Below are 14247 nucleotides of genomic sequence, written 5' to 3'. Positions count from 1 at the left end.
AGGAGAAAAATACATTGTAGGAGTATAATTATGAAGCTTATGACTGGTAAATTGTTTTGGAGTGCTGGAGTTTCTGTACCTTGTTATCCAACGTTAGAAAATGATATGATATGTGATGTGCTAGTAATTGGAAGTGGAGAAGCAGGTGCTCATATAGCGTATTCATTAGCTAAAATTGGAATGCGTGTTATGCTCATTGAAAAAAGAGCAATTGCATGTGGTAGCACAGCTGCAAATACAGGATTATTACAATTTGTTCATGATAAATCATTGACCTCTCTTATTCATACATTTGGTGAAGAGAAAGGGGTACGAGCATATAGACTTTGTTATGAAGCGCTGCAAACAATGGAGAAGGTTGTGCCAACTCTCGATATTGATCCCCATTTTATTCCGCGAAATAGTTTGTATTATGCAAGTAGAGATGAGGATATTTCATTTTTACAAGAAGAATATAATACGTTACGTCATTATGGATTTCCGGTTGAATATTTTACAGAGTCTGATATTAAGAAACGTTATTCATTTGCAAAACAAGCAGCGTTATATACAAGCGGTGATGCAGAAGTGAATCCGTATTTATTAGCGCATAGTCTTTTGCATAAAGCGAAACAAATGGGCACTACTATATATGAACATACAGAGGCATTACATATTAAACAAATCCAAAATGATTTAATTTGTTACACGAATACAGGAAATAAAATCGTAGCAAAGAATATTATTATGGCGACAGGTTATGAAGCAATTTTTGGAAAGAAAGAAAAAAATACAACAGTAGAAACGTCTTATGCCATTGTGACAAATAAGATAGATCATTTTGAAGGCTGGCATGAGCAATCATTAATTTGGGAAACAGCACGTCCGTATTTGTATTGTCGAACGTATCAAAATCGCATTATTGTAGGCGGATTAGATGAGGCGCTGAAAATTCAAAAAATCGGCGATACGAAATTATTGCATAAGCGTAATCTCCTTATTAACATTGTAAAAGAAATGTTCCCGCAGTATAAAAATATACAGGCAGAGTACTATTGGGCAGCAGCATTTGGTGGCAGTCATGACGGTCTTCCTATTTTAAAAGAAGATAAAAACATACATAATTTATATTACGCACTGCCGTATGGGGGAAATGGAACTGTATATGGAATGGTATTTGCGAAATTATTTCAGCAGTTATTTACAAATGAAGAAAGTGATGATTTTTCTTTATTTAATCGATAGAAAAAAGGTAGCGAAGTGATGGAATGAGAGATATAAAAAAGTTTTTACAAAAGTTACGTCCCGTGCAACTTATCGTTGTATTTTATTTACTAGCGGTAGTTGTATCGGTGATTTTACTTAGTTTACCATTTGTTACGAAGCCTGGCGTGAAATGGACATTTATAGATGCGCTGTTTACATCTGTTAGTGCTGTAAGCGTTACAGGACTGTCTGTTGTTACTATTTCAGATACGTTTACAACAGCAGGAATTATTGTGTTAGCCCTGATTTTACAATTAGGCGGATTAGGAATTATGGCACTTGGTACATTCGTTTGGATTATAACGGGTAAAAAGATTGGTTTGCAGCGAAGAAGGTTAATTATGGCAGATCATAACCAAGGAAATTTGGCAGGTCTTGTAGAGTTGATGCGCTCTATAATAATTGTCATTATTTCAATAGAACTCATTGGAGCAATACTATTAGGTACAAGATTTTTACTGTATTTCCCGACTTGGCAAGAAGCTTATTTTCACGGTTTCTTTGCCGCTGTGAGTGCAACAACGAACGGAGGATTTGATTTAACAGGACAATCACTTATTCCGTACAAAAAAGATTATATTGTTCAAATGATTCATATGTTGCTTATTATTTTAGGAGCTATCGGTTTCCCAGTGCTAATGGAAGTAAAGCAATTCCTTAGTAAAAGGCGACAACAACTATTTCGCTTTTCATTATTTACAAAATTGACGACAATGACATTTTTTGCACTCGTTACTGTCGGAACAATTATGATTTTTCTATTAGAACGAAATCATTTTTTAGTAGGAAAGTCATGGCATGAAACTGTATTTTATACATTATTCCAATCTGTGACGACGCGAAGTGGTGGACTCGCTACAATGGATATACGTGAATTATCACAACCAACGCTTTTATTTATGAGTATATTAATGTTCATTGGAGCATCTCCAAGTTCAGTTGGGGGCGGGATACGTACAACAACATTTGCTGTTAGTATATTATCGTTATATACATTTGCAAGGGGCGGGAGAACAGTCCGTGTTTTCAAACGTCAGCTACATGAAGAGGACGTGTTGAAAGCATCTGTCGTTATGACAATGGGGATTTTATTATGTGCATCAGCGCTATTTATTTTATCCATTACGGAAAATGTACCACTTATGAGTTTAATAGTTGAAGTTTGTTCTGCTTTCGGGACGACTGGACTATCAACAGGTATTACTCCAGAGTTAACAACTGTTGGTAAACTTGTACTCATTGTACTTATGTTTATCGGACGCGTCGGTATTTTAACATTTATATTAGCTAGTGGTGGAAGAGAACAACCACCTCGCTATAAATATCCGAAAGAGAGAATTATTATTGGATAGTATGAAACCATTCTACCTGCGTTAGGTAGAATGGTTTTTTTAATCGTTAATTCCAAATTGAGGGTGCATAAAAGCATCATTTTTGTTATCAACTTCGTTTTTTAGTAGGTCTTGATTTTCTTCTGAGATCCATCCGATATCATTTGTAGGATGGATCCATTCTTCTCCAGCCATAACGGCAGGATCTATTTCATCACTCCAATTATTAAGAGGACTGTTAGTGGAATCGTATTTACTGTCTCCAATTACAACATCGTATTGATTAATAAAAGGTTGTTGCATTTGTTTTCCTGTGCCTTTAAATGATGGGAAATTCATTTGATGCGGGAGCGTCTCGTCTAAAATTGGCGATTGTATCGTTTCTTTTTCTTTCAAAGTAATCGCTCCTTTTTGTAATGGCTTGTTCGTATGTAGTATTTCCATCTATAAGCTCTTATGTACTTGTTAACACTTCCCAGTAATAATTACTGTAAGTTGTTTCAAACTAGAATAGAAAGTTATTTCGTGAGAGCAGGTGAGTATGTTGGTAAAAAGAAAAGTAAAACAAAATGCAGCAATTAATAATAATAAAACTCCGAAAGAAAGCTTACCAGATGCAGAATTTGCATTAGAGTATGAAGGAGAAAATAGTGCGAAGTACGCAAATCGTAATTCGAAAAAAGGTAAACAAAAATGAGGCGTTTTTTACAAACGCCTCATTTTTTTGTGGGATTATAAAGGTTTTTTAAATTATTTGTAAATTTCACGTTTGATATTAGCGGAAAAATGCGAAAAAACATAGAAGTAGCAACGTATTACACAAAAACAAACAACAAACAAAAGATTAATGTTGGTTTAATACTGCTTTTACACTAGTTGTTTATATTTGAGTTGTACATAAGATTTGTAAAAGGAGAGAGAGACAGTGAAAAAAACAATCTTTAAGGCTGTAGCAACTGGAATGGTATTTTCGTTATTAATGGGGTGTGGTGCAAAGAAAGAAGAAAGTGCTGGAGCAAAAGTGAAAGATGATAAATTATCTGGATCATTAACTATTTACACAGCGATTGAAGAAGAGCTTGTACCGATTTATCTTGATTCTTTTAAACAGAAGTACCCAGACGTGAAGTTGAACATTGTTCGTGATTCAACTGGAGTTATTACAGCGAAATTGCTAGCTGAAGGAAAAAATACACAAGCAGATGTTGTATGGGGAACTGCAGCGTCTAGTCTATTAGCTTTAGATAAAAAAGATATGTTAAAAGGATACTCTCCAAAAGGAGCAGATCGTGTTCTTCCGCAATTTAAAGATGATAAGCAACCAGAAAAATGGGTAGGTAATACGGCATTTATGACGGGGATTGCTGTAAATAAAGAAGAATTAAAGAAGAAAAATCTACCGATGCCAGAATCATATGAAGATTTAACGAAACCAGAATATAAAGGAACGCTAGTTATGCCGCATCCGGCTTCTTCTGGAACAGGATTTTTAACAGTTTCTGCATGGTTACAAATTATGGGGGAAGATAAGGGCTGGGATTACATGAAGAAACTTCATGATAATATGGCAACTTATACTCATTCAGGTTCAAAACCAGCGAAACTAGCAGGTGCAGGTGAATATCCAGTTGGTGTGTCAATGGTTTATAGTGCTTTGAAAGAGAAACAAAAAGGTGCACCAGTTGAAGTTGTACTGCCGAAAGAAGGATTAGGTTGGGAAGTAGAAGCGAACGCACTTATTAAAAAAGATAATGCAAAAAATGATAAATTAGCACAAGCATTTTTAGATTGGGCAATTACAGATGATGTAATGAAGTTATACTTCGAGAAAAATGGATTTGCGACAATTAAAAATGATTATAAACTTCCAGATGGATTCCCTAAAGATGTGACAGAAAAGTTATATAAAAAGAATGACTTTAAATGGGCAGCAGAAAATCGTGACAAAATTTTAGAAAAATGGGAAAAAGAGTTTGGCCAAAAAGCAGAACCGAAAAAGTAAGTGAGTGGGAGAGAGAAAAATGAGCGAATATTTATCAATTCAACACATTCAAAAACAGTTTGATGCATTTACAGCGTTAAAAGATATTTCTTTTACTGTGAAAAAAAATGAGTTTGTTTGTTTATTAGGCCCAAGTGGTTGTGGGAAAACGACGTTGCTCAGAATTTTAGCAGGACTAGAAGAGGCAACAACAGGTAGTATTGCTGTGAATGGAAAAGATATTACAGCATTATCACCTGGAAAGAGGAATTTCGGAATGGTTTTTCAATCGTATGCATTATTTCCGAATTTAACTGCACTTGAAAACATTGCATATGGCTTAAAGACAAAAAAATATGGAAAAGCAGAAGTAAAAGAGAAAGCGCTATTGGCGTTAGAACTTGTTGATTTGCTGAATGTAAAAGATAAATATCCTGCTCAAATGTCTGGTGGACAGCAGCAGCGAGTAGCACTTGCACGTGCGCTCGCTCTGTCTCCCGATATTTTGTTACTTGATGAGCCGTTATCTGCTTTAGATGCAAAAGTGCGTGAAAAGTTGCGCAGAGAAATGCGTGATTTGCAGGAAAAAGTGGGAGTAACAACTATTATGGTAACGCATGATCAAGAAGAGGCATTAACGATGGCTGATAAAATTGTTGTAATGAATCATGCGGAAATTATGCAGATTGGAACACCAGAGGAGATTTATCAAAGACCAGCCAATCCGTTTGTGGCAGATTTTATTGGTTCTATTAATTTCTTTTCGAAAAATAACGAAGAACATGCAATTCGTCCTGAACATGTAACTATTGTACAAAATAATGGTATTAAAACAGTTGTAGAAAGCATGGAATTTCGCGGGTCTGTGTACCGGACGGAAGTGCGGGTCATAGAAGAGAAAACACACCTTTATAATGAGAAAATTGTAGTGGATATATTGGCATCAGAAGTAGAGGAAACTGCTATTAGAAAAGGAAAGCCAATTCAAATCTCTTTCTCAGAAAATCATATGTTGTCATATGGAAAGAAGGTCATTGTATAGATGGAGATGTTGGAAAACTTTAAGGCAGAAAGTACGAAAAAAAAAATTAAGAGACGTATCGGTAAAGAAGAGTGGATACAAAGACTATTAATTATTGGTATGCTTCTTTCATTTTTTATCATGCTTGTATTGCCTTTATTACAACTGTTTACACAAGCCTTTTATGATAAAGAAGGAGCTTTTGTTGGTGTTGCGAATTTCAGTAAATATTTCACAACACCAACGCTAGTTCAATCACTACAAAATACGATATGGATTTCGGGCGCTGCAACAATTATTTCGGTTACACTCGCTTTCGTTTACGCATATGCGATCGCTCGTACAAATGTTTTTGGAAAGCGCGTATTTCAATACATAGCATTATTACCATTATTCGCACCAACGATGATGCACGGTATTGCGCTTACATATTTATTTGGTAATCAAGGGTTAATAACAAAAGGGATGTTTGGTTTATTTGAAGGAATACAAATACCGTTATATGGACCAGTAGGAATTGTAATAGCTGAAGTTATGTATACATTTCCGCAAGCATTCCTTATTTTATTAATTGCTCTCCAAGGTTCTGATTATCGTTTATATGAAGCTTCTAATATGTTAGGTGCAAGTAAAGTGAAACAGTTTCTTACGGTTACTTTACCTAGTGTGAAATACGGATTAATTAGTGCGATGTTCGTTGTATTTACACTTAGTTTCACTGATTTTGGGGCACCTAAAATTGTTGGAGGACAATACAACGTACTTGCTACTGACGTATATAAGCAAGTAATTGGACAGCAAAATATGTCCATGGGCGCAACTGTCGGAATGATTTTATTAATCCCAGCTATTTTCGCATTTGCAGTTGATCGTATTACGCAAAGAAAACAGGCGAATCTCTTATCTTCAAAAGCAGTACCTTACAGAATAATAAATAATAAGAAAAGAGATGTTATTTCATTCGTATATTGTAGCGTAGTCACCTTTATGATCATTCTTTTATTTGTGGCAGTTGGTATTGCTGCAAGTGTGAAAGTATGGCCATACAATATGAGTTTTACACTTGAGCATTTTAATTTTTCAAGTTTGACAGGAGACGGAATTGAAGCATTTAAAAATAGTGTAATTGTCTCAGCTATTACGGCAGTTATCGGGGCGATTTTAACATTTGTGTTCGCTTATGCGATTGAAAAAATAGAACAGCTACATTTTTTCAGAAAAGTAGGTTACTTTTTCTCTATTGTACCGTTAGCGATTCCTGGATTAGTACTTGGATTAGGATATGTCTTTTTCTTCAGTCAACCAACAATTCAAATTCTAGGACTTTCAGTAACAAATCCGTTTCATTCCTTATATGGCACAATTGCTGTTTTAATATTAGTAAATATCATTCATTTTTACTCTGTAACGTTTGTTACCGCAACGACTGCTTTAAAGAAACTGGACCGAGAGTTTGAACTTGTTTCACAGTCGATGAGTGTACCATTCTATAAAACTTTCTTTCGAGTAACGGTACCGATGTGTTTACCAGCTATTTTAGAAATGGTTATGTACTATTTCGTAAATTCAATGGTAACTGTATCGGCAGTAGTGTTCTTATATGCGGCTGATTTTAAACTAGCTGCTGTATCAATTGTAAATATGGATGATGCAGGAAATGTAGCACCAGCAGCTGCAATGAGTGTACTTATTGTTGTTACAAATATTGTAGTGAGAGTTGTATATGAATGGGGAACGAAAGCACTTCGTAACCGAACGTCACAATGGCAAAAAAGATAAGTAAGAAGGGTGATGGATAGAATGAAAATTGAAGCAGTTATTTTTGATTGGGCAGGTACGACAGTTGATTACGGATGTTTTGCACCATTAGAAGTATTCATGAAGATTTTTCATAAACGCGGTGTTGAAATTACAGCAGAAGAAGCACGTAAGCCAATGGGATTATTAAAAATAGATCATGTAAGGGCACTAACAGAAATGCCTCGTATTGCAAATGAGTGGAAGCGTGTTTTCGGACAATTACCAACAGAAGCAGACATTAATGAGATGTATGAAGAATTTGAAGAAATTCTCTTTGCTATTTTACCGTACTATGCCACACCAATTGATGGAGTAAAAGAAGTGGTTTCTTCACTACGTGAAAGAGGTATTAAAATTGGATCAACAACTGGTTATACGAGAGAAATGATGGACATTGTTGCAAAAGAAGCAGAAATACAAGGGTATAAACCTGATTTTCTTGTGACGCCAAATGATGTTCCAGCAGGTCGTCCATATCCGTGGATGTGTTATAAAAATGCGATGGAATTAGGTGTATATCCAATGAATCATATGATAAAAGTTGGAGACACCGTGTCAGATATGAAAGAGGGCAGAAATGCTGGAATGTGGACAGTTGGTGTAATCCTCGGTAGTAGTGAGCTCGGTTTAACGGAAGAGGAAGTTGAGAATATGGATCCGTTAGAGCTTCGTGAAAAAATAGAAGTAGTTCGTAATCGTTTCATTGAAAATGGGGCTCATTTTACAATTGAAACGATGCAGGAGCTCGAAAGCGTAATTGAACATATCGAGAAACAAGAACTTATTATTTCATAAAGGAGGCATAGGGTCATGAATGAAAATCACTATTTATTATTAACGCCAGGACCATTAACGACAACAAAAACTGTAAAAGAAGTTATGTTATACGATTGGTGTACGTGGGATGTTGAATATAACACGATGGTGCAAGATGTAAGAAATAGGCTTGTATCGTTAGCGACAAAGGAAGAAGAAAAGTACACAACAGTTTTAATGCAGGGAAGCGGTACGTTTGCGGTTGAAGCAGTAATTGGTTCTGTTATTCCTAGAAACGGAAAGCTGCTAGTTTGTACAAATGGTGCTTACGGTAAGCGGATTGTACAAATGGCAGAGATGTTACATATAGATGTGGTGGTCAGTCAAACAGAAGAGTGGGAGCCTACTAATATTGCAGAAGTAGAAAAGTTACTGCAACAAGATAAAGAGATTACGCATATTGTAGTTGTTCATTGTGAAACAACTACAGGTATTATTAATCCAATTGTAGATGTATGTAAATTGGGAAAACAATACGGAAAAGTTACACTGGTTGATGCGATGAGTAGTTTCGGTGGTATTGAAATGGATATCGCTGAGTTGCAAATTGACTTTCTAATTAGTAGTGCGAATAAATGTATTCAAGGTGTTCCCGGATTCGGTTTTGTCATCGCAAATCGTGATGAATTATTGAAATGCAAAGGGCAAGCCCGTTCTTTATCATTAGATTTATATGATCAGTGGGAAACGATGGAAGAGCAAAATGGGAAATGGCGTTTTACCTCACCAACCCATATTGTACGTGCCTTCTATCAGGCATTGCTTGAATTAGAAGAAGAAGGCGGGGTAAGAGCCCGTTACAATCGCTATTATAACAATCAAAAACTATTAGTTAATAGAATGAAAGAAATTGGTTTTCGAGCGTTAGTAGATGAAAAATATCAATCTCCTATTATTACATCTTTCATTTATCCAGGTGAAGGATTTGAATTTCAGCACTTATATAACGAATTAAAGCAGTATGGATTTGTTATTTATCCTGGTAAAATTTCGAAAGTAGATACGTTCCGCATTGGAAATATTGGTGATGTACACGAAGAAGATATTAATCGCTTAGTTGATAGTATTGCTAAAGGGGTTGTTATAGGGTGAAAGTATTTTGCTTAGGTGGAGCAGGTAAAATTTGTCGTGAAGCAATTTTAGATTTAGTTCAATTTTCATCTTTTGAGACGATTACGGTAGCCGATTTTAATGAAGAGGAAGGCCGAAAAGTAGTAGAGTGGTTAAACGATCCTCGTGTTGATTTTGTGAAAGTCGACGTGACAAACCATGAAGATACGGTTGCAAAAATGAAGGGCTATGACATTGTAATGGATGGCACGACGATAAAGTTAAATGGCTTGTCTACTCGCTGTATCGCAGATGCCGGCTGTCACGGTGTGAACTTAAATGGATTTGGTGAAGAAAATAAATCCCATTCTATATTTGTTCAAAACGGAAAAACATGTTTACCTGGGTTTGGTATGACGCCAGGTGTAACGCAAATGATGGCTATGCATGCAGCAAATCAGCTAGATACTGTAGAGTCAGTTCGAGTAAGCCATGGCTCATATCGTCCGATTGCTTTTTCTGCATCAATTACAGAAACAACGACATATGAATATGATCCACATTTACCATCGCGTACAGTGTATGAAGATGGTGAATTTAAGCAAGTACCTCCGTTTGCGCGCCCAAGAGAAATTGAATTACCAGCGCCTTACGGAAAAACAATGCAGTATATCATCCCGCATTCAGAAACGATTACGTTAGCGAAGGCACTGGAAGATAAAGGTGTACAGCTTATTGAAACAAGAGGAACTTGGCCAGAGCAAAATATGCAGCTCGTTCGTGCTTTATATGATTATGGTATATTGCGTAATGATCAAATTGAAATAAACGGTAAAGAAATTGGTATTATGGATTGTATTTCGAAGTATCTATTAAAATCGAAAGAAGGGCAAGCAACAGAGCTTTATGGTTATGCACTTCATGTAGAAGTAATAGGTATGAAAAATAATCAAAAACAGCGACATGTATTACACCATATACATCCGCTATCTGACGGTTCTGTAGTAGGTTGGGAGAAATTGAGAGCCTATACAAGAAATGTTGGTATCCCATTTGGAGTTGCTACAGAGTTAATTGCAAAAGGAGTAGTTAATAAAGTCGGTGTTATTACTCCTGAAGAAGCTTTTGAAAATCCACAAATTATTTTTGACGAACTAGAAAAGCGTGGTATTCATATTCATGAAGAAATTTTCACTGAAAAAGAAAGTTATAACTTTGTATAAGTAAGACAGTTTATGAGGTAGATATAAATGGGGTGAGGCTATGTCTGTAGTAGGTGAAGAGAGAAAGAGGACGATTCTTGAGAAGGTAGAGTTTAAAGGGAAAGTAAAAGTTTCAGAATTAGCGAGAGAGTTCGCAGTATCAACAGAGACGATTCGTCGGTATTTAGAAGAATTAGATCGTGAAAAAAAATTGAAGAAAGTGTATGGTGGAGCCGTTCAACTTCCGGGAGCTGGAATAGAGGCACCGATGTTAGAACGAGAGATGCTGCATATAGAAGCGAAGAAAAGAATTGGGTATAAAGCAGCAACGTTTGTGGAAGATGGAGATGTTATTGCGATTGATGATGGAAGTACACCACTTCAAATGGTGCCATATCTTGTTCATCGTAAAAATTTAACGATTGTTACGAGCTCTTTTCCAGTAGCGACACAATTAATATCTTCTATTAATAAAAAGATGTTTCACGGTGAGGTTTTATTTATAGGCGGGAAAGTATCTCCAAAACATTCACGTGTGTCGGGGTCTATTTCGCAGCAAGTAATTCATCAATTTCATTTTCATAAAGCATTCGTTTCGATTGATGGATTGTTACCTAGCTTTGGGGTTTCTAGCTTTGAATTAGAAAAAGCGAAACTGTCAGAAGCGATGATTAAATTATCAGAGAAAACGTATATTTTATGTGATCATACAAAGATAGGCGTAAAAGGGAACTACCGAATAGCAGGATTTTCGCGTATTCAACATGTTATTTGTGATAAGAAAATGCCATATAGTTTTGAAGAAGAAGTTAAAAAGAATAATATTCAATGGACAGTTTGCTAAATGAATTGAATACATCTAGACTCCCACCTAATTTTTAGGTGGGAGTTTTACTATCAGCAAGTAACAAAATAAAAGATTTGTATTTATGCAAAAAGTGGACACATTTTCTCATCTCATTCATATAATTTACCAATACAAAAAAAGTTGGTCGAAGGAAAGAAGGGGAAGTATGTCAGAACGGATATATAATAAACTTGTATTGTATGCAAATATTTTGCAAAAAATTGGTGTTATTAATGAAAAAGAAAAAAGTGAAATCCTTCATACGATAGGTAAAAAAGCCCTTTGAGTAAAGGGTTTTTTATTTTTTATCTATGGGAATATAAACTTAATGTAATATTCCTATTGACAATGATAATGAGATTCATTATCATTTATTGTGTTAGTGATTGATATGAATTATCAATTGAAATATATATAAGATAAGGGGATATTATTTTGAAAAAAAGTTATATTAAAGCTCTAGTAGTAGCAACAACATTAGCTATTCCATTTGCTGCGTATTCTACTCCAGCGTTAGCAGCAATAAAAATTGAAGCAAACCAGTCGGTAGCAGCAGCCAGTGATCGCACGTATGATACTGAGATTAAAATATATAAGGATCAAAAAGATGAGCCATCTATGGTTTCTCAGTACATAAAAAATCCTAAAGTAGCAATTGAAGATGGGAAAAAGATTGTTACTGTAACCGTACAAGATAGCGATTATTTTCAATATCTTAGAATAGAGGATAAAAACCAACCTGGTGTATTTCATGATGTGAAAGTATTATCAGAAGATAAGAGGAAAAATGGAACGAAAGTAGTCCAATTTGAAATTGGCGAATTTGAGCAGAAGCACAATATGCAAATGCATATACTTATTCCGGCTATTGGATATGATCACAAATATCAAATTCAATTTGAAATTAAAGATCCAACTTTAGGTGACAAAGAAACAGAGAAACCAGATGATAACTCTAATTCAGGCAATACGGAAACGGATAATCCAGTTGATAGTCAAAACATGATAACAGATAAGAAACTAAGAGAACTTGTTAATAAAAAAGTATTTAATAGAAAAGATTTAAATACACCAATTACGAAAGAAGAGTTATTACAAGTAAAGGACTTGTTTTTAAATACGAATGAGATTCTTGATTATAGTGCATTAAAATATATGCCAAATTTAAAATCTTTAACAGTTGCAAATGCGAAGATAAAAGATCCGTCGTTCTTTACGAACTTAAAGCAATTGAAACATTTGGCTTTACGCGCTAATGAAATTGTAGATGTAACACCACTTGTGAAGATGGATAATTTAGATTCTCTTGATTTAAGTAATAATAAAATTACGAACGTTGCACCACTAACGGAAATGAAAAATGTAACAAGTTTATATTTAGCAGGAAATCAAATTGAAGATATAACAGAATTAGCGAAAATGGAACAACTAGATTACTTGAATGTAGCAAATAATAAAATTATGAATGTTGCTCCGTTAAGTAAGCTAAAAAATGTAACATACTTATCTTTAGCAGGAAATCAAATTGAAGATATTAAACCGCTTTATGCGCTACCGTTAAAAGATTTAGTATTAACGCGTAATAAAGTTAAAGATTTATCAGGTATTGATCAATTGAATCAATTACAAGAGTTATGGATAGGGAAAAATGAAATAACAGATGCTACTCCTCTAAGTAAGATGACACAGTTGAAAGTTTTAAACTTACCTAACAATGAGTTAAAAGATATTACTCCATTATCAAGTCTAGTAAACTTACAAAAACTTGATTTAGAGGCAAATTATATTTCAGACTTATCGCCAGTTAGTAATTTGAAAAAGTTAGTATTTTTAAGTTTTGTTGCAAATGAAATCCGCGATGTTCGACCAGTTATAGAACTAAGTAAAACAGCTTACATCAATGTTCAAAATCAAAAAGTATTTTTAGAGGAAACAGAAGTAAATAAAGAAGTGAAAGTACCTGTATACGAAAAAGATGGTAAAATCTCTACAAAAATTCGTTTGAAGAGTGAAGGTGGTATGTATAGTAACGATGTAGTTAAGTGGAGTGCACCAGGTGAGAAAGTATATGAATTTGGTGTGAAAGACCCATTTGCAGATACAGGAATCTTCTTTACAGGATCTGTTATTCAAAATGTGGTAGAAAGTAAAGAGGACAATACTTCTAAAGAAGACGAGGAAATAGAAGCAATAATAGAATTTAAAGATGTGCCGAAAGGACATTGGTCAGAAGCAGCAATTAATTATTTAGCGAAAGAAAATATTTTTAAAGGATATGGAAATGGACAATTTGGATTTGGGGATAATATTACTCGTGGACAAGTTGCGTCTTTAGTACAAAGGTACTTGAAATTAGAAAATAAAGTAGAGCAGAAAGAGATGTTTACTGATACGAAAGGGCATATGTTTGAGCAAGATATTGCTACAGTTGCACAAGCTGGAATTATGCAAGGAGATGGTACAGGGAAGTTTCGTCCTGAAGGAGTATTAACTAGGTACGAGATGTCAGTAGTATTACAAAAATTATTTCAGTTAAAGGAAAATGAAAATAATTTGGAGAAATTTACAGACGTACCAACAGGTCATTGGGCAAAAGGATATGTGAAAGTTTTAGTGGATAATAATATATCAAAAGGTGACGGGAATGGGAACTTTTTAGGGGATGATTTCGTAACACGGGAGCAATATGCGCAATTTCTGTATAAGGCAATAAAAAAATAATAAATGAGAAAAATACGTTATTCTTTAATAAGAAGAATAACGTATTTTTTATATGTACAAAATCAGGTGCGAAATAGACAGGAGTGCTTACATGTGATATGCCTATTTTTCCGACAGGTGCTGAAACCGTATTGACAAAAAGGTATTCTCGTGTGATAATTCAATTAAATTTTTAGAATAATCAAAAAACATTCCTTTTACATAGAAAGGATTTGAACATTATATTAATATTA

12 protein-coding genes are annotated in these 14247 nt (G+C 34.8%); 11 read left to right on the top strand and 1 reads right to left on the bottom strand.

Features of this window, described 5'->3' with window-relative positions:
- Positions 1-30: 30 nt before the first annotated feature.
- Positions 31-1224 (top strand): NAD(P)/FAD-dependent oxidoreductase, encoded by a 1194-nt coding sequence (locus tag ACE38F_RS21345; RefSeq protein ID WP_215555653.1) that lies wholly within the window; start codon positions 31-33, stop codon positions 1222-1224.
- A 23-nt stretch (positions 1225-1247) separates the two neighbouring features.
- On the top strand, positions 1248-2597 hold the full coding sequence (locus tag ACE38F_RS21340; RefSeq protein ID WP_341307338.1) for a TrkH family potassium uptake protein: 1350 nt from the start codon (positions 1248-1250) through the stop codon (positions 2595-2597).
- Between the two features lie 39 nt (positions 2598-2636).
- On the opposite strand, the gene ACE38F_RS21335 is transcribed toward ACE38F_RS21340, so the two are convergent.
- Complete coding sequence (locus tag ACE38F_RS21335; RefSeq protein ID WP_341307337.1) at positions 2637-3020, bottom strand: DUF3905 domain-containing protein; 384 nt, start codon at positions 3018-3020, stop codon at positions 2637-2639.
- Between the two features lie 97 nt (positions 3021-3117).
- On the opposite strand from ACE38F_RS21335, the gene ACE38F_RS21330 reads away from it, so the two are divergent.
- The 9 genes from ACE38F_RS21330 to ACE38F_RS21290 all read left to right on the top strand — a co-directional run bounded on the left by ACE38F_RS21330 (position 3118) and on the right by ACE38F_RS21290 (position 14014).
- Positions 3118-3273, top strand: a complete 156-nt coding sequence (locus ACE38F_RS21330; protein WP_002011566.1) for a hypothetical protein — start codon at positions 3118-3120, stop codon at positions 3271-3273.
- Positions 3274-3501: 228 nt separating this feature from the next.
- On the top strand, positions 3502-4578 hold the full coding sequence (locus tag ACE38F_RS21325; protein ID WP_002201253.1) for a putative 2-aminoethylphosphonate ABC transporter substrate-binding protein: 1077 nt from the start codon (positions 3502-3504) through the stop codon (positions 4576-4578).
- 19 nt (positions 4579-4597) lie between these two features.
- The gene (locus ACE38F_RS21320) at positions 4598-5599 is read left to right on the top strand and encodes a putative 2-aminoethylphosphonate ABC transporter ATP-binding protein (protein WP_341307336.1); all 1002 of its coding nucleotides are present in this window, start codon (positions 4598-4600) and stop codon (positions 5597-5599) included.
- Entirely contained in the window at positions 5600-7357 is a 1758-nt protein-coding gene (locus tag ACE38F_RS21315) for a putative 2-aminoethylphosphonate ABC transporter permease subunit (protein ID WP_375369846.1), read from the top strand.
- A gap of 21 nt (positions 7358-7378) precedes the next feature.
- Complete coding sequence (phnX, locus tag ACE38F_RS21310; RefSeq protein WP_340822637.1) at positions 7379-8173, top strand: phosphonoacetaldehyde hydrolase; 795 nt, start codon at positions 7379-7381, stop codon at positions 8171-8173.
- 15 nt (positions 8174-8188) lie between these two features.
- A complete protein-coding gene (phnW, locus tag ACE38F_RS21305) occupies positions 8189-9286 on the top strand; it encodes a 2-aminoethylphosphonate--pyruvate transaminase (protein WP_215555658.1) in 1098 nt (365 codons plus the stop codon).
- The gene (locus ACE38F_RS21300) at positions 9283-10467 is read left to right on the top strand and encodes a saccharopine dehydrogenase family protein (protein ID WP_215555659.1); all 1185 of its coding nucleotides are present in this window, start codon (positions 9283-9285) and stop codon (positions 10465-10467) included. The genes phnW and ACE38F_RS21300 overlap by 4 nt, the downstream gene beginning before the upstream one ends.
- A 40-nt stretch (positions 10468-10507) precedes the next feature.
- Positions 10508-11290 carry a DeoR/GlpR family DNA-binding transcription regulator gene (locus ACE38F_RS21295; RefSeq protein ID WP_215555660.1) on the top strand — a complete coding sequence of 261 codons (783 nt, stop codon included), beginning with the start codon at positions 10508-10510 and terminating at the stop codon, positions 11288-11290.
- A 438-nt stretch (positions 11291-11728) separates the two neighbouring features.
- On the top strand, positions 11729-14014 hold the full coding sequence (locus ACE38F_RS21290) for an NEAT domain-containing leucine-rich repeat protein (protein WP_375369845.1): 2286 nt from the start codon (positions 11729-11731) through the stop codon (positions 14012-14014).
- The last annotated feature ends 233 nt before the right edge of the window (positions 14015-14247 follow it).

This window comes from Bacillus altaicus (assembly GCF_042136375.2).
GTDB classification, from domain to species: Bacteria; Bacillota; Bacilli; order Bacillales; family Bacillaceae_G; genus Bacillus_A; species Bacillus_A cereus_U.
This window is presented reverse-complemented; position numbering and strand designations above follow the sequence as displayed.

Bases quoted from the DNA above. Each gene is read 5' to 3' on its own strand.
- phnX (WP_340822637.1), top strand. From the start codon at position 7,379: ATGAAAATTGAAGCAGTTATTTTTGATTGGGCAGGTACGACAGTTGAT.
- phnW (WP_215555658.1), top strand. From the start codon at position 8,189: ATGAATGAAAATCACTATTTATTATTAACGCCAGGACCATTAACGACA.
- ACE38F_RS21315 (WP_375369846.1), top strand. From the start codon at position 5,600: ATGGAGATGTTGGAAAACTTTAAGGCAGAAAGTACGAAAAAAAAAATT.
- ACE38F_RS21295 (WP_215555660.1), top strand. From the start codon at position 10,508: ATGTCTGTAGTAGGTGAAGAGAGAAAGAGGACGATTCTTGAGAAGGTA.
- ACE38F_RS21330 (WP_002011566.1), top strand. From the start codon at position 3,118: ATGTTGGTAAAAAGAAAAGTAAAACAAAATGCAGCAATTAATAATAAT.
- ACE38F_RS21335 (WP_341307337.1), bottom strand. From the start codon at position 3,020: ATGGAAATACTACATACGAACAAGCCATTACAAAAAGGAGCGATTACT.
- ACE38F_RS21340 (WP_341307338.1), top strand. From the start codon at position 1,248: ATGAGAGATATAAAAAAGTTTTTACAAAAGTTACGTCCCGTGCAACTT.
- ACE38F_RS21320 (WP_341307336.1), top strand. From the start codon at position 4,598: ATGAGCGAATATTTATCAATTCAACACATTCAAAAACAGTTTGATGCA.
- ACE38F_RS21345 (WP_215555653.1), top strand. From the start codon at position 31: ATGAAGCTTATGACTGGTAAATTGTTTTGGAGTGCTGGAGTTTCTGTA.